The following is a 20,095-nucleotide window of genomic DNA, read 5'->3' as shown; positions in this document are numbered from 1 at the left end:
CAACGTTGCCAAGATCCACGCCCCCGAGACCAAAACCGCCCTCGATCCTAAGCGACTTTTGGGACCAGTTGGACTCGTCGGTCAGTGACTTGTACGACCGGACCGAGACCGACAGGGACCGGTCCGGGGCGTCGTGAGCGGACCGTCACCGCGTGAGCGCGCGCCGCAGCCTCTCCTCCTGGACGCGCCAGAAATCGTGCTGCGCCCCGTCGACGAGAACGACCGGGATCTGTTCCCAGTACTTGCGGTACAGCTCCTCGTCCTCGGTGATGTCCTTCTTCTCCCAGGACGCTCCGACCTCGGCACACACCTTCTCGATCACCACCTGTGCGTCGTCGCACAGATGACAGCCCGGCTTGCCGATCAGCGTGACGATCCGCTCACGCGGATCCTTCTTCTCGCGGTTGCGAAAAATGGGACTCATACCGGCCATTCTCGCCCCACCCATGGCCCTCCTGTCGCCGAGAATTCACGTGCGGACAGGCTCCCGAAACCCGCTCGACTCCGGAACCCCCGAACAGACTGGCTATGCTCACGACATGGCCGCTCTCGGATGGCTCACACCCCGTAGGCGCTCCGCCACCGCGCGGAGCGTGCTGGCAGGCGAGGCTTCGGCCGAGGCCGCCCGCAAGTCCTCCCAGGAGCTGGCGGACCAGTCGCCGCCGGTCGACGACGAGGTCCAGGAACCGGAGTTCCCGGTCGCGGGCGACGACAAGGCCGCCGCCTTCTTCGACCTGGACAACACCGTGATGCAGGGCGCGGCGATCTTCCACTTCGGCCGCGGCCTCTACAAGCGGAAGTTCTTCGAGCGCCGCGAGCTGACCCGCTTCGCCTGGCAGCAGGCCTGGTTCAGGATCGCCGGTGTCGAGGACCCCGAGCACATGCAGGACGCGCAGAACAGCGCCCTGTCCATCGTGAAGGGCCACCGCGTCGCCGAGCTGATGTCCATCGGCGAGGAGATCTACGACGAGTACCTGGCCGAGCGGATCTGGCCCGGCACCCGCGCCCTCGCCCAGGCCCACCTGGACGCGGGCCAGAAGGTCTGGCTGGTCACCGCCGCGCCCGTGGAGATCGCCACGGTCATCGCCCGCCGCCTCGGCCTGACCGGCGCGCTCGGCACGGTCGCCGAGTCCATCGGCGGCGTCTACACCGGCCGCCTCGTCGGCGAACCGCTGCACGGCCCCGCGAAGGCCGAGGCGGTCCGCGCGCTCGCCTCCGCCGAGGGCCTGGAGCTCGGCCGCTGCGCCGCGTACAGCGACTCGCACAACGACATCCCGATGCTCTCGCTCGTCGGACACCCGTACGCGATCAACCCGGACGCGAAGCTGCGCAAGTACGCACGCGAGCGCGACTGGCGGCTGCGGGACTACCGCACGGGCCGCAAGGCCGCGAAGGTCGGGCTCCCCGCCGCGGCCGGCGTCGGCGCGGTCGCGGGCGGCACGGCCGCGGCGATCGCGCTGCACCGGCGCCGTCGCTGACAACCGGTCACGGACGGTCGCGCGGCGGCCCGGGACGACATTCCGAACGTCCTACCCGTGTCCCGCCCCCGCCAGTCCCGCAAGTACCACTCGGCCACAACACGTCACCGCCAGAGCCGGAACTTGAACGTAATCGATCAACAAGTGGTCACTCTCTGGTACTTGAAACGCCGTCGAGTGACTACAGAAGTGACGTAATCGGTGATTTGAGCAACTGGGTGTAGTGCTCCCTGCACGAAGCGTTATTCTCCTCAGACGCAAACCGGTACCCACGCGTCAGCACGACGGGTGAACGGTCCCGCACTGCACGTGATGGAAGCTCTGCCTCTGGGAGTCCCGTGTACCCACACGTCGGGGTTGACGCCTCGGGCCTGGCAACGCTGCACGCGACGGTCGTGGACCGCTTGCGCGGTTTCGTCCCCACCGCGTACGCCGTCCCCGCCCTCGCCGCTGCGGCAGCGTCGGCCGTGCCCGCCCCTGCCTCGCCATGTTTCGCCATGGCCGATTCGACCGCGGCCACCGTAGGTCGGCGGGCCCGTTCCGGGTCCGCCGGCGCCTCGGGCACCGCGGCCAGGTCGGCCACACCTACGGCCCGCCGTCCCGCGGCCGACAGCGACAGTGCCCGCATGATGGATCTGGTCGAGCGCGCCCAGGGGGGCGAGGCCGACGCGTTCGGCCGGCTCTACGACCAGTACAGCGACACTGTGTACCGCTACATCTATTACCGCGTCGGCGGGAAGGCGACAGCGGAGGACCTCACCAGCGAGACCTTCCTGCGCGCGCTGCGCCGCATCAGCACGTTCACCTGGCAGGGCCGTGACTTCGGCGCCTGGCTGGTCACGATCGCGCGCAACCTGGTCGCCGACCATTTCAAGTCGAGCCGTTTCCGCCTCGAAGTGACCACGGGCGAAATGCTCGATGCGAACGAGGTGGAGCGTTCCCCCGAGGACTCGGTCCTGGAGTCCCTCTCCAACGCGGCCCTGCTCGACGCCGTGCGCCGCCTCAACCCACAGCAGCAGGAGTGCGTCACGCTGCGCTTCCTGCAAGGCCTGTCCGTCGCCGAGACCGCTCGCGCGATGGGCAAGAACGAGGGCGCGATCAAGACCCTCCAGTACCGGGCGGTACGCACGCTGGCGCGACTTCTGCCGGACGACGCCCGCTGAGCCGGGGCGCCCTTTCTTCACCCCTGGCGCCGTTACTGCCCGCAGTCCCCAACTCACCTACGGTGAAAGCGAGATGGGATCGCGCCCGGATCATATTTCGCGCGTAACCGAAGTACCGAGCCGCTCGTTGTGCGGGATGCAGGCTCCCTGTGGTCACTCCCGACCGGGATGCACCCACTCTTTGGTGTGTATCCGGGACCGGGGGTGCAACCCCAGGACCCCCTGGGGAGTCGACCGTCATGATTGAGAGGAGGTGCCGCCAGTGATCGCGAACGTATCGGCACACCGGCGGGCGAACGCCTTCGCCCAGGCCCTGGAGGACCAGTCCGACCAGGACCCGGCGGCGCAGCAACCGGAAGAAGAACCGGCCGTCCGGCGCAGCGATGCGGCGGCGGCCGAGGAGGGCGGGCTGCTGTCCCTGGCCGCGGCTCTCGGCGAGCTGCCGAAGCCGGAGCTGGATCCCGAGGTCAAAGTGGTGCAGCGGGCTCAGCTCGTCGCCGCCATGGAGGCCATGGTCCAGGAGGGCGGCGCGGCCGCCGCCGTACCGAAGCAGCGCCAGGGCAAGGGCGCGCACCGGGCGAGTCCGCTGCGGAAGCTGCGGCCCCGCTCCCGGCTGACCAAGGGCATCGCGGCGGGCGGGCTCACGGTCGGTGTGGCCGCGGGCGCGTTCAGCGGTGTGGCCGCGGCGTCGTCCAGCGCGCTGCCGGGTGACCACCTCTACGGCCTGAAGCGCGGCATGGAGGACCTCAAGCTGGGCATGGCGAACAGCGACTCGGACAAGGGCCAGGCCTACCTCGACCAGGCGTCGACGCGGCTGAGCGAGGCGCGCCGGCTCATGGAGCGCGGCCGCACGGGACAGCTCGACCACGAGTCGGTGGGCGAGGTCAGGCGCGCGCTCTCCGGCGTGCGGTACGACGCCTCCGAGGGCCACCGGCTGCTCAGCGACGCGTACAAGCGCGACGGCGCCCTCGGCCCGATCCAGGCCCTGTCCACCTTCTCCGACGCGCACAGGCAGAGCTGGACGGCCCTGAGCGACCGCCTGCCGGTCCAGCTCGGGGACGTACGGGACCAGGTCAGCTCGGTCTTCGACGCCATAGACGAAGAGGTCGGCCCGCTGCGCTCCCTGCTGCCGCGGACCCCGGACGAGAAGGGCGCCTCGACGAGCCCCGGCACCAGCCAGGACGGTACGTCGCCGGGGACCCCGGACACCGGCGGCTCCACGCCCTCCGGCTCCGCCTCCCAGGACGACAAGACGTCGACGAAGCCGAAGCCGTCCACGTCCGACACCGGCAAGGACAAGGAGGGTCTGCTCGGCGAGAACACGGGCGGCCTCCTCGACCCGCCGAAGGACGGGACGACCCCGAGCCCCTCGGACGACAGCCCGGGCTCCAACACCGGCACGGACTCCCCGAAGCCGGACGTGACGGTGCCCCCGCTGCTCCCGGGCCTCCTGCCGGGCCTGGGCGTCGACGGCGAGGACGCGCAGTAGTACACCGCGCAGCAGTCGGGGCCCGAGGCTTGCCTCGGGCCCCGACTCGTTCTACTCCGCCCGCCGACGCGGTGACGCCGCACCGAACAGAAAGCGGCCCGACCCGACCTCCCCAAGAAAGCCGCGTCAGAAGAACACCGACCGCCGCTGCACCAGGAGCTTGTAGAGCGTGTGCTGGATCTGTTCGCGGACCTGGTCCGTCAGGTTGAACATCAGCATCGGATCCTCCGCCGCCTCCGGCGGGTAGCCGTCCGTCGGGATCGGTTCGCCGAACTGGATCGTCCACTTCGTCGGCAGCGGCACCGCACCGAGCGGCCCCAGCCACGGGAACGTCGGCGTGATCGGGAAGTACGGGAAGCCGAGCAGCCGCGCGAGCGTCTTGGCGTTGCCGACCATCGGGTAGATCTCCTCCGCCCCGACGATCGAGCACGGCACGATCGGCGTCCCGGCCCGCAGCGCCGTCGACACGAAGCCGCCCCGCCCGAAGCGCTGCAACTTGTACCGCTCGCTGAACGGCTTGCCGATCCCCTTGAAGCCCTCCGGCATGACGCCGACCAGCTCACCGCTCTCGAGCAGCCGCTGCGCGTCCTCCGCGCAGGCCAGCGTGTGCCCGGCCTTGCGCGCCAGTTCGTTGACCACCGGCAGCATGAACACCAGGTCCGCCGCGAGCAGCCGCAGATGCCGGCTCGCCGGATGGTTGTCGTGCACGGCGACCTGCATCATCAGGCCGTCCAGCGGCAGCGTCCCCGAGTGGTTGGAGACGATCAGGGCCCCGCCTTCGGACGGGATGTTCTCGATGCCCTTCACCTCGACCCGGAAGTACTTCTCCGCGATCGGCCGCAGCAGCGACATCAGGACCTGGTCGGTGAGCTCCTGGTCGTAGCCGAACTCGTCGACGTCGTAGTCCCCGGTGATCCGCCGCCGCAGGAACGCGAGCCCACCCGCGATCTTCCGGTCCCAGCCGCCGCCCCGCGACGGCCCGGCCGGCTCCTGCGGCCCGGGCTCGGGTTCGGACTCCGGCTGCTGCAACGGCCGCACCTCCCGTACGGCCACGGGTTCGCCCTTGCGGCGCGCACCGCCCCCCGGGCCCCGGCCGCGGCGCGCGGCACCCTTCGCCGCCGCCCCTCGCGACCTGTCGTCGTCGAACGGAATGACCTTGGCGTCCGCCATCGTTGATGCGCTCCTCAGTTGGCGCTCTGCGTCGGGGGGTGGCTGGGACCTGTGCGGTGGGCACCGCCCAGGAAGGACAACGCGGCGATCCGGTCCACGGCCCCCGCGAGTGCCTGCGGCGGCAACAGGCCCGGGCCCCGGCCGCGTACGAACTCCGCGAACGCCTCCGCGGTCGTGTACTTGGGCGCAAAGCCCAGTGTGTCGCGCATCTGGGCCGTCGACACCATGCGTCCGTGCGTGAGCAGCCGGATCTGCTCGGGCGAGAAGTCCGTCACCCCCAGCGTACGCAGCGCGCCGCCCACCCAGGTCACGGCGGGAAGGAGAACCGGCACCGTCGGCCGGCCGAGCCGCCGCGAGCACTGCGACAGCAACAGCACACCGTCGCCGGCGATATTGAACGTGCCGCTGTTCAACGTCCCCCGGGCCGGGTCGTGCGAGGCGATCCGCAGCACCTCGATCACGTCGTCCTCGTGCACGAACTGCAACCGCGGGTCGTAGCCGAACACCGTCGGCAGGACCGGCAGCGAAAAGTACTCGGCGAGCGGCGAATCCGCCGTCGGCCCCAGGATGTTGGCGAAGCGCAGCACACAGACCGCGACATCGGGACGGCGCCGGGCGAACCCGCGCACATACCCCTCGACCTCCACCGTGTCCTTGGCGAAGCCCCCGCTCGGCAGCGACTTCGGCGGCGTCGTCTCGGTGAAGACGGCGGGATCGCGGGGAGCCGACCCGTACACATTGGTGCTGGACTTCACCACCAGGCGCTTCACGTTCGGCGCCTTCTGGCACGCGCCGAGCAGCTGCATCGTGCCGATGACGTTGGTCTCCTTGACCGCGCCCCGGCCACCGCTGGCCAGCGGGGTCCCGGTCACGTCCATGTGCACGACGGTGTCCACGGCGTACTCGGCGAGCACTCGCGCGATCGTCGGCTGCCGGATGTCGGCCTGAAGGAAGTCGGCACCGCCCAGATGGTGCGCCGGCGGCACCGCGTCCACGCCGATGACCCGGTCCACCTCGGGGTCCCGCTGGATCCTGCGTACGAACCGGCCGCCCAGCTGTCGGGCCACCCCCGTCACGAGCACGACCTTGCCCAAGATCAGCGCCTACCTTCCGTCCCAGCCTCGCCGCGCTCCGCAATCACTGCCTGCGGGCCACGTTAGCGGTTCGATGTTGCGCTGTGATGTCTGCTCGATGCAGGAAGTGACGACGGCCACACACCCGGACAACGGGAGGTTCCGAAGTGAACATTTGCCTGTTCAAGGGAGCTGTCGCCGCCACGGGCCGCGCAACGCAATGTGGCCCTCCCACCGGATGGTGGAAGGGCCACAAGGCGCGCTGTACAGCAGCTGCCGCTTACTTCTTGTTGCGACGCTGCACGCGGGTGCGCTTCAGCAGCTTGCGGTGCTTCTTCTTCGCCATCCGCTTACGCCGCTTCTTAATGACAGAGCCCACGACTACCCTCGCTCACTTCTCGGACAACCCCTGCGATGCAGGGACAATCACTCGGTGCGGGGCTGCATTGGGGCCCACACGACCTACGAGGGGCTAGCCTACCCCGCCCCGAGCGCCGAGCAGAAATCGAGGTCCGCGGGATCCTGTGGATCAGCCGGCGTCCACCCCCACGTAAGAGTCACGGAGGTACTCGTGAACCGCGTTCTCCGGGACTCGGAAGGACCTCCCCACCCGGATCGCGGGCAGATGACCGCTGTGCACCAAGCGGTACACGGTCATCTTCGACACACGCATCACCGCGGCGACCTCCGCCACGGTCAGGAACGCCACCTCGGATAGAGGCCTCTGGTCAGCAGCCATGACACACCTGAACCTTCCGCACTCGACGGCCACCGGCTTCCCCTTCCGGTGACTCAACGTCGTTGCGTGCTCACTCCCCAATGTAGAGGCGGGTGATGCGAGTGGGGAAGAGGAGCAGCGATCGGCCGCCTACTGTGACAGACACGCTCGATTGAGTACATAGCGAGTAAGCGGTCGGTAGTAATCAGACCGCACAGCGTCATCAAGTGGAACGACGACGGCCACCTGCCCCTCGGCCTCACCGACGAACAGGGCGGGATCGTCCGTATCGGCCAGACCGATGGCGTCGAACCCCAACTGACCTGCACCGCAGACCCATCCGTGGTCCCCGATGACCAGCTCCGGCAGCGGCTCGCCGGCCTCCGAGAGCGCGCCCAGCACCAGGCGAACCGGGAGTGGGGAATGGGTGTGCGCGCCGGTGTCACTTCGCGCCGAGTACGCGCCCGGTTCCCGCACCAGCGCGACTCCTCGGTCGTAGTCGAGGTTGTACGTGCGTAGGCCGAACCGGGTCGTTATGTCGACACTCCGGCCCTGCGCGGGGGTGAGGACGGGACAACCCACCGCCGACAGGGCGTCCGCCAACGCGGCGTAGAAACCGAGCAGTCGATGCGGATGGCCCGTCCCGAACAGCACCGGGGAACGGTTCTCCGCGGCCCTCCCGAGCCGCTCCGCAAACGCGTCCAGCGCCGCCAACGTCCGTTCCGGATCGATGACATCGTGCCCTGTCCGGTGCCGCGGGTCCCGGGAAACCCCGCACTTGTCCGCCATCAGCGCGAGCAGGTCCCGGTGCCCCCACACCCACTCGGGGTCGAGCCCGAGCATCACGCGCGGATCCCGCGCCTCGAACAGGCGGTAACTCCGCAGACTCTCCTCACGGGAGGTCGCCACGGGCCCGGCAAGCCGAGCCGCCAACAGATGCGCACGCAGGGCGCCGACGCTCAACACCCTTGTGATGTTGCTGCATTGCCCCCACCTCCACCCCGAAAACCCCGAAACACCCCACAGTCGGAGTAACCCTGCCCCCACCACACCTCTCGGCCCGCCGACCTCCGCCCCTCCGACTCCTTCGCCTGCCTCCGGCTCCCCCCGTCTGTCGCCGACTCCCCCGCCTATCTCCCACCCACCCGCCCCCTCCAGGGGCGTCGGCCCATCGGGCGCCACCCCGCCTCCGCCGAAGGTCACGACGAGGCCGCCCCCGCCTTGGGCAATCTGCCGCCTTGGGCGGCAGGGTGGGCAAGGCGGCGCCCGGTGCCGCGCAACGAGGGGAGAGGCCCGGCCCCGGCCGACGTGGGATCCCCCTGCGCCGCGCAACAAACGCAGAGGCCCCGGCCCCGGCCGACTCAGGAACCCCGGTGCCGCGCACCCATCACGACGGGCGCCGACCCCGGCACGGCTCAAAAACCCCGGTGCCGCCCACCGATCACGGCAACAGCCCCCGGAGGGGATACGCCGACTTACGCGTGGCCAGAATCGCCTGGTCCAACCGGTCCGCGGGGTCGTACCCCGCCTCCCACTCCCGATACGACACCGGCCACCGCCCATCCGTCATCCGCTGCGGAGCCAACTGCCGCGTACGCGCGAACACTTCCTGCCGCCACCCGTCGGGAATCACCGACTCGGGCGCGATCTCCCGCCCCGCCGCGATCCCCACCAGATGCGTCCACGACCGCGGCACCACATCCACCACGGCGTAGCCACCCCCACCGAGCGCGACCCACTTCCCGTCCGCGTACTCGTGCGCCCACTCGTGACACGCCACCTGCACCGCCCGCTGCGCGTCCAGCGAAACCGCCAGATGCGCCAACGGATCCTCGAAGTGCGTATCGGCCCCGTGCTGCGTCACCAGCACCTGCGGCCGGAACTCCGCCAACAGCTCCGGCACCACCGCGTGCAGCGCCCGCAGCCACCCCGCGTCCCCGGTCCCCGCCGGCAGCGCCACGTTCACGGCCGTCCCCTCGCCGGCCCCGTCCGCCCCGGTCTCCTCGGGCCACCCGGTCTGCGGGAACAACGTACGGGGATGCTCGTGCAGCGAGATCGTCAGAACCCGCGGGTCCTCCCAGAACGCCGCCTGCACCCCGTCCCCGTGATGCACGTCCACATCCACGTACACGACCCGCTCGGCGCCCAGCTCCAGCAACCGCGCGATCGCCAGCGCCGCGTCGTTGTAGACGCAGAACCCGGACGCCGCCCCCGGCATCGCATGGTGCAGGCCGCCCGAGAAGTTCACGGCGTGCAGCGCGTCCCCCCGCCACACGCTCTCCGCGGCCCCCACCGACTGCCCGGCGATCAGCGCGGACACCTCGTGCATCCCCGCGAATGCCGGATCGTCCATGGTCCCGAGCCCGTACGCCGGATCGGCGGCGTCCGGATCGGCCGAAGCCGCCTTGACCGCCTCCACGTAGTCCTCGCGATGCACGAGCCGCAGCGTGGACTCCCCCGCCGCCTTGGCCGCGACGACCTCCAGCTCCCGGTCGAGCCCGAACGCGTCCACGAGTCTCCGGGTCAGATCAAGCCTGACCGGATCCATCGGGTGTCCGGGCCCGAAGTCATACCCCGCTACCGCCGGGTCCCACATCAATTGCGCGCGGCCGCTCATGCCCGCCACCGTATCGGTCCCCCCGCTCCCGGAACGACGGGGCGTACACCAGCGTAAGAAGCACCAACACCATCGGCACGAGCATCGCCCCGCGGTAGCTCCACGCGTCCCCGATCGCCCCGACAAGCGGCGAACCGATCAGAAAACCCACGTAGTTGAAGATGTTGAGCCGCGCGATCGCCGCATCCGACGCGTTCGGGAACAGCCGCCCCGCCGCGGCGAAGGTCTGCGGCACGATCACGCACAAGCCCAGCCCCAGCAACGTGAAGCCCAGCATCCCCACCCAGGCCCCCGGCGCCACAGCCACCACACCGAACCCACCGGCGGCCACAACAGCCCCCAGCCGCACCACGGCCACCGCCCCGAACCGCCGCACCCCCACATCCCCGACGGCCCGCCCCACCAGCGTCATCACCATGTAGACGTTGTACGGAACCGTGGACAGCTGCTCCGAGCTCCCCAGCACGTCCTGGAGGTACTTCGCGCTCCAGTTCGAGACCGTCGAGTCCCCGATGTACGCGAAGGACATCACCAGGCACAGCGGCAGCAGCACCTTGAAGACGACCCCGCCGCCCTGCCCCTGCTCCGCGGCGTCCGCCTCCCCCGCGGCCGCCCGCCCGTCCACGTACCACCGGCTCGCCACGAGACAGAGCGGCAGCAGCACGCACACCACCGGCAGATACGACACGAACAGCGTCAGGTCCCAGTGCGCCCCGCCCCACGCGAGCGACGCCCCGACGATCCCGCCGAAGCTGTACGCGGCATGGAAGCCCAGCATGATGCTGCGCCCGTACGTCCGCTGAAGGCTGACGCCGAGCATGTTCATCGAGGCGTCGAGCGCCCCCACGGCCAACCCGAACGCGGCGAGCGCGACGGCCACCTCCGCCAGCGAGTCCCCCGCCCCGACCCCGAGCAGCGCCAGGAGCACGACGGGCTGCGACCACCTCAGCACCCGGCTGGGCCGCACCCTCTTCACCAACTGCTCGGTGCCTACGCTCCCGGCCCCGGCCAGCACCGGCACGGCGGCCAGGAACACGGGCAGCAGCGCGTCGGATATCCCGTACTGGTCCTGAATGGCGGGGATCCGGGTCACGAGGAGCGCGAAGGCGGCGCCCTGCGCGAAGAAGCTGAACCCCAGCGCCCCACGGCCCCACCGCAGCCGCCCACCCACCGTGCCGGCCGTCCCGGCTGTGCCATCGGTCATGGCGGCACAGCGTATGCCTCCGCCCTACCCGTGGGTAGATGGATCACAAAACCATGGGCCGACCGTGACCTCGGCGCCCTCAGCCGAGCAGCCGGGGCAACTCCCGCATGTCGCCGAAGAGTTCATCGGCCCGTGCCAGCCGGTCGGCGGGCGTCATCGCGGTGAACCCGTACACATCCATCCCGGCGGCGACGGCGGCCTGCACACCGAGCGGGCTGTCCTCGACGACCAGGCACTTCTCCGGCGGAAGGCCCATCCGCTCGGCGGCGTACAGAAACAGATCGGGCGCCGGCTTCCCCCGCCCCACATCCTGCGAGCTGAAGATCCGCTCGTCCCCGAACCACTTGTCGAGCCCGGTCTTCCGGTGCCCGACACGGATCCGCTCATGACTCCCGGACGACGCGACGCAGTACGGCACCCCGTCGGCCGTCAGCTTCTCCAGGACCTCGACGATCCCGTCGACCGGCTCCAGCTCCCGCTCGAACGCCGCGAACACCCGCGCGTGAAAGACCTCGTCGAAATCCTCGGGAAGCCGCTGCCCGGTCCGCTCGAGCACCACATCGTGCACGCGGTGCATGGCGGCGCCCATGTAGTCCCGCAGCGATTCCTCGTACGAGGTCGGGTGCCCGAGCTCGGTGAGATAGCCGGCCAGGAGCGTGTTGGAGATCGGCTCACTGTCGACGAGTACACCGTCGTTGTCGAAGATGACGAGGTCATAGCGAATGCCCATGTATTCGACCCTAAACGCAGAAAAGCCCGGACCGTATCCCGGCCCGGGCTTTTCTCTAAAATTAGTTCGGCGGCGTCCTACTCTCCCACAGGGTCCCCCCTGCAGTACCATCGGCGCTGTGAGGCTTAGCTTCCGGGTTCGGAATGTAACCGGGCGTTTCCCTCACGCTATGACCACCGAAACACTATGAAACTGTCAACCGGAGCCGTGGCACATGGCTACGACGGTTGTTCGTGGTTTCAGAACCAACACAGTGGACGCGAGCAACTGAGGACAAGCCCTCGGCCTATTAGTACCAGTCACCTCCACACCTTGCGGTGCTTCCAGATCTGGCCTATCAACCCAGTCGTCTACTGGGAGCCTTAACCCCTCGAGGGGGTGGGAATACTCATCTCGAAGCAGGCTTCCCGCTTAGATGCTTTCAGCGGTTATCCTTTCCGAACGTAGCCAACCAGCCATGCCCTTGGCAGGACAACTGGCACACCAGAGGTTCGTCCGTCCCGGTCCTCTCGTACTAGGGACAGCCCTTCTCAATATTCCTACGCGCACAGAGGATAGGGACCGAACTGTCTCACGACGTTCTAAACCCAGCTCGCGTACCGCTTTAATGGGCGAACAGCCCAACCCTTGGGACCGACTCCAGCCCCAGGATGCGACGAGCCGACATCGAGGTGCCAAACCATCCCGTCGATATGGACTCTTGGGGAAGATCAGCCTGTTATCCCCGGGGTACCTTTTATCCGTTGAGCGACGGCGCTTCCACAAGCCACCGCCGGATCACTAGTCCCGACTTTCGTCCCTGCTCGACCCGTCGGTCTCACAGTCAAGCTCCCTTGTGCACTTACACTCAACACCTGATTACCAACCAGGCTGAGGGAACCTTTGGGCGCCTCCGTTACCCTTTGGGAGGCAACCGCCCCAGTTAAACTACCCATCAGACACTGTCCCTGATCCGGATCACGGACCCAGGTTAGACATCCAGCACGACCAGAGTGGTATTTCAACGACGACTCCCTCGATACTGGCGTACCGAGTTCAAAGTCTCCCACCTATCCTACACAAGCCGAACCGAACACCAATATCAAACTGTAGTAAAGGTCCCGGGGTCTTTCCGTCCTTCTGCGCGAAACGAGCATCTTTACTCGTAGTGCAATTTCACCGGGCCTATGGTTGAGACAGTCGAGAAGTCGTTACGCCATTCGTGCAGGTCGGAACTTACCCGACAAGGAATTTCGCTACCTTAGGATGGTTATAGTTACCACCGCCGTTTACTGGCGCTTAGGTTCTCAGCTTCGCCACACCGAAATGTGACTAACCGGTCCCCTTAACGTTCCAGCACCGGGCAGGCGTCAGTCCGTATACATCGCCTTACGGCTTCGCACGGACCTGTGTTTTTAGTAAACAGTCGCTTCTCGCTGGTCTCTGCGGCCACCCCCAGCTCAGAGTGCAAGACTCATCACCAGGAATGGCCCCCCTTCTCCCGAAGTTACGGGGGCATTTTGCCGAGTTCCTTAACCATAGTTCACCCGAACGCCTCGGTATTCTCTACCTGACCACCTGAGTCGGTTTAGGGTACGGGCCGCCATGAAACTCGCTAGAGGCTTTTCTCGACAGCATAGGATCATCCACTTCACCACAATCGGCTCGGCATCAGGTCTCAGCCTTGTGTGCGACGGATTTACCTACCGCACGGCCTACACCCTTACCCCGGGACTACCATCGCCCGGGCTGGACTACCTTCCTGCGTCACCCCATCGCTCACCTACTACCAGCTTGGGCCGGCGGCTCCACCACTTTCCATTCCCCGAAGGGTCCGGAACGGCTTCACGGCCTTAGCATCACTGGATTCGATGTCTTTCGCGTCACAGCGGGTACCGGAATATCAACCGGTTATCCATCGACTACGCCTGTCGGCCTCGCCTTAGGTCCCGACTTACCCTGGGCAGATCAGCTTGACCCAGGAACCCTTAGTCAATCGGCGCACACGTTTCTCACGTGTGTATCGCTACTCATGCCTGCATTCTCACTCGTGAACCGTCCACAACTACCTTCCGGTGCTGCTTCACCCGGCACACGACGCTCCCCTACCCATCACAGCGGGCGTTGGCCCTATAGCTGCAATGACACGACTTCGGCGGTACGCTTGAGCCCCGCTACATTGTCGGCGCGGAATCACTTGACCAGTGAGCTATTACGCACTCTTTCAAGGGTGGCTGCTTCTAAGCCAACCTCCTGGTTGTCTCTGCGACTCCACATCCTTTCCCACTTAGCGTACGCTTAGGGGCCTTAGTCGATGCTCTGGGCTGTTTCCCTCTCGACCATGGAGCTTATCCCCCACAGTCTCACTGCCGTGCTCTCACTTACCGCCATTCGGAGTTTGGCTAAGGTCAGTAACCCGGTAGGGCCCATCGCCTATCCAGTGCTCTACCTCCGGCAAGAAACACACGACGCTGCACCTAAATGCATTTCGGGGAGAACCAGCTATCACGGAGTTTGATTGGCCTTTCACCCCTAACCACAGGTCATCCCCCAGGTTTTCAACCCTGGTGGGTTCGGTCCTCCACGAAGTCTTACCTCCGCTTCAACCTGCCCATGGCTAGATCACTCCGCTTCGGGTCTTGAGCGCGCTACTATGTCGCCCTGTTCGGACTCGCTTTCGCTACGGCTTCCCCACACGGGTTAACCTCGCAACACACCGCAAACTCGCAGGCTCATTCTTCAAAAGGCACGCAGTCACGACTGCATGTGCAAGCACATACAGCGACGCTCCCACGGCTTGTAGGCACACGGTTTCAGGTACTATTTCACTCCGCTCCCGCGGTACTTTTCACCATTCCCTCACGGTACTATCCGCTATCGGTCACCAGGGAATATTTAGGCTTAACGGGTGGTCCCGCCAGATTCACACAGGATTTCTCGGGCCCCGTGCTACTTGGGTGTCTCTCAAACGAGCCGCTGACGTTTCGACTACGGGGGTCTTACCCTCTACGCCGGACCTTTCGCATGTCCTTCGTCTACATCAACGGTTTCTTACTCGTCTCACGGCCGGCAGACCGTAAAAGAGAGATCCCACAACCCCGCACACGCAACCCCTGCCGGGTCTCACACGTATACGGTTTGGCCTCATCCGGTTTCGCTCGCCACTACTCCCGGAATCACGGTTGTTTTCTCTTCCTGCGGGTACTGAGATGTTTCACTTCCCCGCGTTCCCTCCACACTGCCTATATATTCAGCAGCGGGTGACAGCCCATGACGACTGCCGGGTTTCCCCATTCGGAAACCCCCGGATCAAAGCCTGGTTGACGACTCCCCGGGGACTATCGTGGCCTCCCACGTCCTTCATCGGTTCCTGGTGCCAAGGCATCCACCGTGCGCCCTTAAAAACTTGGCCACAGATGCTCGCGTCCACTGTGCAGTTCTCAAACAACGACCAACCACCCGTCACAACCCACCGAAGCGGATCTTTACCGGGGCCGGCACTGAGGTCGCGATCAAATCCGTACCCTCAGATACCCAACAGCGTGCCCGGCCCGACCTGTCCACTCTCACGTTCCACGCCGAAGCAGTACTAGTGAAGCCAACCGATCGTGCCGAATAATCAACGTTCCACCCATGAGCAACCACCGTCGAACGTGTGCCGACGTAATGGCCTCTGACCGCGCCCCGAAGGACTCGGTAAGAAGTGCTCCTTAGAAAGGAGGTGATCCAGCCGCACCTTCCGGTACGGCTACCTTGTTACGACTTCGTCCCAATCGCCAGTCCCACCTTCGACAGCTCCCTCCCACAAGGGGTTGGGCCACCGGCTTCGGGTGTTACCGACTTTCGTGACGTGACGGGCGGTGTGTACAAGGCCCGGGAACGTATTCACCGCAGCAATGCTGATCTGCGATTACTAGCAACTCCAACTTCATGGGGTCGAGTTGCAGACCCCAATCCGAACTGAGACCGACTTTTTGAGATTCGCTCCACCTTGCGGTATCGCAGCTCATTGTATCGGCCATTGTAGCACGTGTGCAGCCCAAGACATAAGGGGCATGATGACTTGACGTCGTCCCCACCTTCCTCCGAGTTGACCCCGGCGGTCTCCTGTGAGTCCCCATCACCCCGAAGGGCATGCTGGCAACACAGAACAAGGGTTGCGCTCGTTGCGGGACTTAACCCAACATCTCACGACACGAGCTGACGACAGCCATGCACCACCTGTACACCGACCACAAGGGGGCGCCTGTCTCCAGACGTTTCCGGTGTATGTCAAGCCTTGGTAAGGTTCTTCGCGTTGCGTCGAATTAAGCCACATGCTCCGCTGCTTGTGCGGGCCCCCGTCAATTCCTTTGAGTTTTAGCCTTGCGGCCGTACTCCCCAGGCGGGGCACTTAATGCGTTAGCTGCGGCGCGGACAACGTGGAATGTTGCCCACACCTAGTGCCCACCGTTTACGGCGTGGACTACCAGGGTATCTAATCCTGTTCGCTCCCCACGCTTTCGCTCCTCAGCGTCAGTAATGGCCCAGAGATCCGCCTTCGCCACCGGTGTTCCTCCTGATATCTGCGCATTTCACCGCTACACCAGGAATTCCGATCTCCCCTACCACACTCTAGCTAGCCCGTATCGACTGCAGACTCGGGGTTAAGCCCCGAGCTTTCACAATCGACGTGACAAGCCGCCTACGAGCTCTTTACGCCCAATAATTCCGGACAACGCTTGCGCCCTACGTATTACCGCGGCTGCTGGCACGTAGTTAGCCGGCGCTTCTTCTGCAGGTACCGTCACTTTCGCTTCTTCCCTGCTGAAAGAGGTTTACAACCCGAAGGCCGTCATCCCTCACGCGGCGTCGCTGCATCAGGCTTTCGCCCATTGTGCAATATTCCCCACTGCTGCCTCCCGTAGGAGTCTGGGCCGTGTCTCAGTCCCAGTGTGGCCGGTCGCCCTCTCAGGCCGGCTACCCGTCGTCGCCTTGGTGAGCCATTACCTCACCAACAAGCTGATAGGCCGCGGGCTCATCCTTCACCGCCGGAGCTTTTAACCCCCATCCAGGAGAATGGGAGTGTTATCCGGTATTAGACCTCGTTTCCAAGGCTTGTCCCAGAGTGAAGGGCAGATTGCCCACGTGTTACTCACCCGTTCGCCACTAATCCACCCCGAAGGGCTTCATCGTTCGACTTGCATGTGTTAAGCACGCCGCCAGCGTTCGTCCTGAGCCAGGATCAAACTCTCCGTGAATGTTTCCGGGATATCCCGGTGACACACACGAGAGCGGAACGGTCGGAGGAATAATCCGACCGTTCACAGCGTCCTCGCTGTGCGCCTGCCAGCCAATGGCTGGCAGGACTTTTCAAAGGAACCTCGTCCCAGCGGATGCTGGAGACGGGGTATCAACAAATTTTGGCGTTGATTTTTGGCACGCTGTTGAGTTCTCAAGGAACGGACGCTTCCTTTGTACTCACCCTCTCGGGCTTTCCTCCGGGCGCTTCCCTTCGGGTCTTGCTTTTGTTCTTGCTGTTTTGCGTTTCCGACTCTATCAGACCGTTTCCCGGCCCGTTTTCCTCGGTTCCGCTTCGCTTTCCGGCCTTTCGGCTTTCCGGCGAGTCCGACTCTATCAGATCCTTTCGGGCCTGATTCCCAGTCAGGGGGGCTTGTCTTCCCGGCTGTTGGGCCGTTCCGGCGAGTGAGACTTTAGCGGATTCCCGGCCCCCGAGCTAATCGGGGTCGCGTCCTTTCGAACGTGGATTCCTCATTTCGCAAAGACGCACGCAAATACAGACGACGACCGAGCAGAAGCCAGTCGTCGTGCTTTTGAGAGGTCTTGCGGAATGGTTGTCCGGGGACCGACCGGGGTCGGCGCTCACGGCGGACAACTCGGAGAACACTACGGATGGGCCCGGGGCGTGTCAACTTCACGCCTCGGGCCCGTACGCGGGTCAGCTGTTGTTGCCGGAGGCCAGTTCGCGGCTGCGGTCGCGGGCGGCTTCGAGGGCGGCGATGAGGGCCGCTCGTACGCCGTGGCTCTCGAGTTCGCGGATCGCGTTGATGGTCGTGCCGGCGGGGGACGTCACGTTCTCGCGGAGCTTGACCGGGTGTTCGCCGCTGTCGCGGAGCATCGTGGCGGCGCCGATGGCGGACTGGACGATGAGGTCGTGGGCCTTGTCGCGCGGGAGGCCGAGGAGGATGCCCGCGTCGGTCATGGCCTCGACCAGGAAGAAGAAGTAGGCCGGGCCCGAGCCGGAGAGAGCCGTGCAGGCGTCCTGCTGGGACTCGGGGACGCGGAGCGTTTGCCCGACCGAGCCGAAGAGTTCCTCGGCGTGGGTGAGGTGGGCGGCTGTGGCGTGGGTGCCGGCGGAGATGACGGACATCGCCTCGTCGACCAGGGCCGGGGTGTTCGTCATGACGCGGACCACCGGGGTGCCCTCGGGGAGGCGTTCCTCGAAGAAGGTGGTGGGGATGCCGGCCGCGCCGCTGATGACCAGGCGGTCGGAGGGGACGTGCGGGGCGAGCTCGTCGAGCAGCGTGCCCATGTCCTGGGGCTTCACCGTGAGGATCAGGGTGTCGGCCTGCTTGGCCGCTTCCTGGTTGGTGACCGGGGTGACGCCGTAGCGGGTGCGGAGTTCCTCGGCGCGTTCCGGGCGGCGGGCCGTGACCATGAGGTCGCTCGGTGCCCAGCCGCCGCGGATCATTCCGCTGAGCAGGGCTTCGCCGATCTTGCCCGTGCCGAGTACGGCGACCTTGTGGCGGGGGTGCTGGCTCATGAGCGGGGCCTTCCGTGTGCGTCGTCCGTCCGCACGCATCCTCGCATCGGCCCTGCCCGTCGTACGCGGTTGTCCGGTGGGCGGAACGGGCTCAGGCCGTACGGCGGCGCAGGGTCGCGGCGCCGAGGGCGAGGACGAGCACGGCGCAGCCGGCGACGATCACGGCGTCGCGGATGTAGGTGGCGGTGAGGTCGGTGTGCTTGAGGACCTCGTTCATGCCGTCGACCGCGTACGACATGGGGAGGACGTTGGAGATCCCCTCCAGGACCGGCTGCATCTGGTCGCGCGGGGTGAACAGGCCGCAGAGCAGCAGCTGCGGGAAGATCACCGCCGGCATGAACTGGACCGCCTGGAACTCCGATGCCGCGAAGGCCGAGACGAAGAGGCCGAGGGCCGTGCCGAGCAGGGCGTCGAGGAGGGCGACCAGGAGGAGCAGCCAGGCCGAGCCGGTGACGTCGAGGTCCAGGGCCCAGAGGGCGAGGCCCGTGGCGAGGATCGACTGGACGACCGCGACGGCGCCGAAGGCGAGCGCGTAGCCGCCGATCAGGTCCGCCTTGCCGAGCGGCATGGACAGGAGGCGTTCCAGGGTGCCGCTCGTGCGTTCGCGGAGGGTGGCGATGGACGTCACCAGGAACATCGTGATCAGCGGGAAGATGCCGAGGAGCGAGGCGCCGATGGAGTTGAAGGTGGCCTGGCTGCCGTCGAAGACGTAGCGGAGCAGGAAGAGCATCACGCACGGGACGAGCAGCATCAGGGCGATCGAGCGCGGGTCGTGGCGGAGCTGGCGCAGGACGCGGAGTGCGGTGGCGGTGGTGCGGTACGTGTTCATGGCGGGTTCCCCGGGGCTTTGGTCGGTGGGTGCGTCAGTGGGCGGGGGTGTTCGCGTTCGCTTCGTCGACGAGGTGCAGGAAGGCCTCTTCGACGGTGGGTGCGGCGGTGCGCTCGCGCAGGGCGTCGGGGCTGTCGTCGGCGAGCAGTTCGCCCTCGCGCATGAGGAGGAGGCGGTGGCAGCGCTCGGCCTCGTCCATGACGTGCGAGGAGACGAGGATCGTGGTGCCGCGGGCGGCGAGGTCGTGGAAGAGGTTCCACAGGTCGCGGCGGAGGACGGGGTCGAGGCCGACGGTCGGCTCGTCGAGGACGAGGAGTTCGGGGGTGCCGAGCAGGGCGACGGCCAGGGAGACGCGGCTGAGCTGGCCGCCGGAGAGGTTCCCGGCGAGGGCGTCGGCGTGGGAGGTGAGGTCTACGTCGGTGAGGACGCGGTCGACCTCGGCGTTGCGGTGGGCGGCGGCGGACCTGCCGGGGAGCAGGACGGAGGCGAAGTAGGCGAGGTTCTGGCGGATGGACAGGTCGAGGTAGACGGAGGGGGCCTGGGTCACGTAGCCGACGCGGGAGCGCAGGTTCGGGTGGCCTGCGGGGTGGTCGAGGACCGTGAGGGTGCCGGTGACCTTGGCCTGGGTGCCGACGACGGAGCGCATCAGGGTTGATTTGCCGCAGCCGGAGGGGCCGAGGAGGCCGGTGATCTGGCCGCGCGGGACGGTGAAGTCCAGGGCTCGCAGGACGGTGCGGGGGCCGCGGGCGACGGTGAGTCCGGTGGCGTCCACGGCGGGTGGCGTTTTATTCATCACACGATGAATAATCCTCCGGAGGGGGTGGGGCGTCAAGGTGGGCCGGGGGCGGTTTCGGGGTCGGTGGTTCTGGGCGCGCGGCGGCG

General features: G+C 66.5%; 15 protein-coding genes and 3 rRNA genes. 3 read left to right on the top strand and 15 right to left on the bottom strand.

The window, feature by feature from the left end; genetic code table 11:
* Positions 1-145: 145 nt before the first annotated feature.
* Positions 146-433 carry a glutaredoxin family protein gene (locus ACNYS0_RS23240; protein ID WP_399238511.1) on the bottom strand — a complete coding sequence of 96 codons (288 nt, stop codon included), beginning with the start codon at positions 431-433 and terminating at the stop codon, positions 146-148.
* Between the two features lie 106 nt (positions 434-539).
* On the opposite strand from ACNYS0_RS23240, the gene ACNYS0_RS23235 reads away from it, so the two are divergent.
* From ACNYS0_RS23235 to ACNYS0_RS23225, 3 genes are all read left to right on the top strand, one after another.
* Positions 540-1,478, top strand: coding sequence for an HAD family hydrolase (locus tag ACNYS0_RS23235; protein WP_422476409.1), 939 nt, complete (start codon positions 540-542; stop codon positions 1,476-1,478).
* Positions 1,479-1,816: 338 nt separating this feature from the next.
* Positions 1,817-2,641 carry an ECF subfamily RNA polymerase sigma factor, BldN family gene (locus ACNYS0_RS23230; protein ID WP_385760890.1) on the top strand — a complete coding sequence of 275 codons (825 nt, stop codon included), beginning with the start codon at positions 1,817-1,819 and terminating at the stop codon, positions 2,639-2,641.
* 262 nt (positions 2,642-2,903) lie between these two features.
* Entirely contained in the window at positions 2,904-4,130 is a 1,227-nt protein-coding gene (locus ACNYS0_RS23225; protein WP_422476408.1) for a DUF5667 domain-containing protein, read from the top strand.
* A gap of 126 nt (positions 4,131-4,256) precedes the next feature.
* Here ACNYS0_RS23225 and ACNYS0_RS23220 read toward each other — a convergent pair whose 3' ends face one another.
* The 14 genes from ACNYS0_RS23220 to ACNYS0_RS23155 all read right to left on the bottom strand — a co-directional run bounded on the left by ACNYS0_RS23220 (position 4,257) and on the right by ACNYS0_RS23155 (position 20,006).
* Positions 4,257-5,300: a lysophospholipid acyltransferase family protein gene (locus ACNYS0_RS23220; RefSeq protein WP_422476407.1), complete on the bottom strand. Its 1,044-nt coding sequence runs from the start codon at positions 5,298-5,300 to the stop codon at positions 4,257-4,259.
* Between the two features lie 14 nt (positions 5,301-5,314).
* On the bottom strand, positions 5,315-6,394 hold the full coding sequence (locus tag ACNYS0_RS23215; RefSeq protein WP_422476406.1) for an NAD-dependent epimerase/dehydratase family protein: 1,080 nt from the start codon (positions 6,392-6,394) through the stop codon (positions 5,315-5,317).
* 259 nt (positions 6,395-6,653) lie between these two features.
* Positions 6,654-6,752 (bottom strand): 30S ribosomal protein bS22, encoded by a 99-nt coding sequence (locus tag ACNYS0_RS23210; protein WP_003948845.1) that lies wholly within the window; start codon positions 6,750-6,752, stop codon positions 6,654-6,656.
* A gap of 150 nt (positions 6,753-6,902) precedes the next feature.
* On the bottom strand, positions 6,903-7,112 hold the full coding sequence (locus ACNYS0_RS23205) for a helix-turn-helix domain-containing protein (protein WP_266711274.1): 210 nt from the start codon (positions 7,110-7,112) through the stop codon (positions 6,903-6,905).
* Positions 7,113-7,241: 129 nt separating this feature from the next.
* Positions 7,242-8,057 carry a phosphatase gene (locus ACNYS0_RS23200; RefSeq protein ID WP_422476405.1) on the bottom strand — a complete coding sequence of 272 codons (816 nt, stop codon included), beginning with the start codon at positions 8,055-8,057 and terminating at the stop codon, positions 7,242-7,244.
* A 475-nt stretch (positions 8,058-8,532) separates the two neighbouring features.
* The gene (locus tag ACNYS0_RS23195) at positions 8,533-9,708 is read right to left on the bottom strand and encodes an acetoin utilization protein AcuC (RefSeq protein ID WP_422476404.1); all 1,176 of its coding nucleotides are present in this window, start codon (positions 9,706-9,708) and stop codon (positions 8,533-8,535) included.
* The gene (locus ACNYS0_RS23190) at positions 9,659-10,912 is read right to left on the bottom strand and encodes an MFS transporter (RefSeq protein WP_422476403.1); all 1,254 of its coding nucleotides are present in this window, start codon (positions 10,910-10,912) and stop codon (positions 9,659-9,661) included. Before ACNYS0_RS23190 ends, ACNYS0_RS23195 begins: the two co-directional genes overlap by 50 nt.
* A 79-nt stretch (positions 10,913-10,991) precedes the next feature.
* Positions 10,992-11,636: an HAD family hydrolase gene (locus ACNYS0_RS23185; RefSeq protein ID WP_422482759.1), complete on the bottom strand. Its 645-nt coding sequence runs from the start codon at positions 11,634-11,636 to the stop codon at positions 10,992-10,994.
* A 70-nt stretch (positions 11,637-11,706) separates the two neighbouring features.
* Positions 11,707-11,823, bottom strand: a 5S ribosomal RNA gene (gene rrf, locus ACNYS0_RS23180).
* A gap of 88 nt (positions 11,824-11,911) precedes the next feature.
* Positions 11,912-15,033, bottom strand: a 23S ribosomal RNA gene (locus ACNYS0_RS23175).
* Positions 15,034-15,335: 302 nt separating this feature from the next.
* Positions 15,336-16,861 (bottom strand): 16S ribosomal RNA (locus tag ACNYS0_RS23170).
* The 16S, 23S and 5S rRNA genes sit together here, the layout of an rRNA operon.
* A 698-nt stretch (positions 16,862-17,559) precedes the next feature.
* The gene (gene proC / locus ACNYS0_RS23165; protein ID WP_422476402.1) at positions 17,560-18,384 is read right to left on the bottom strand and encodes a pyrroline-5-carboxylate reductase; all 825 of its coding nucleotides are present in this window, start codon (positions 18,382-18,384) and stop codon (positions 17,560-17,562) included.
* A 91-nt stretch (positions 18,385-18,475) separates the two neighbouring features.
* A complete protein-coding gene (locus tag ACNYS0_RS23160; protein WP_422476401.1) occupies positions 18,476-19,213 on the bottom strand; it encodes an ABC transporter permease in 738 nt (245 codons plus the stop codon).
* A 34-nt stretch (positions 19,214-19,247) separates the two neighbouring features.
* Entirely contained in the window at positions 19,248-20,006 is a 759-nt protein-coding gene (locus ACNYS0_RS23155; RefSeq protein ID WP_422476400.1) for an ABC transporter ATP-binding protein, read from the bottom strand.
* Positions 20,007-20,095: the final 89 nt, after the last annotated feature.

The organism is Streptomyces anthophorae, from assembly GCF_049310305.1.
Lineage (GTDB): Bacteria > Actinomycetota > Actinomycetes > Streptomycetales > Streptomycetaceae > Streptomyces.
The sequence above is the reverse complement of the archived record's forward strand: the minus strand, read 5'-3'. Positions and strand labels throughout refer to the sequence as shown.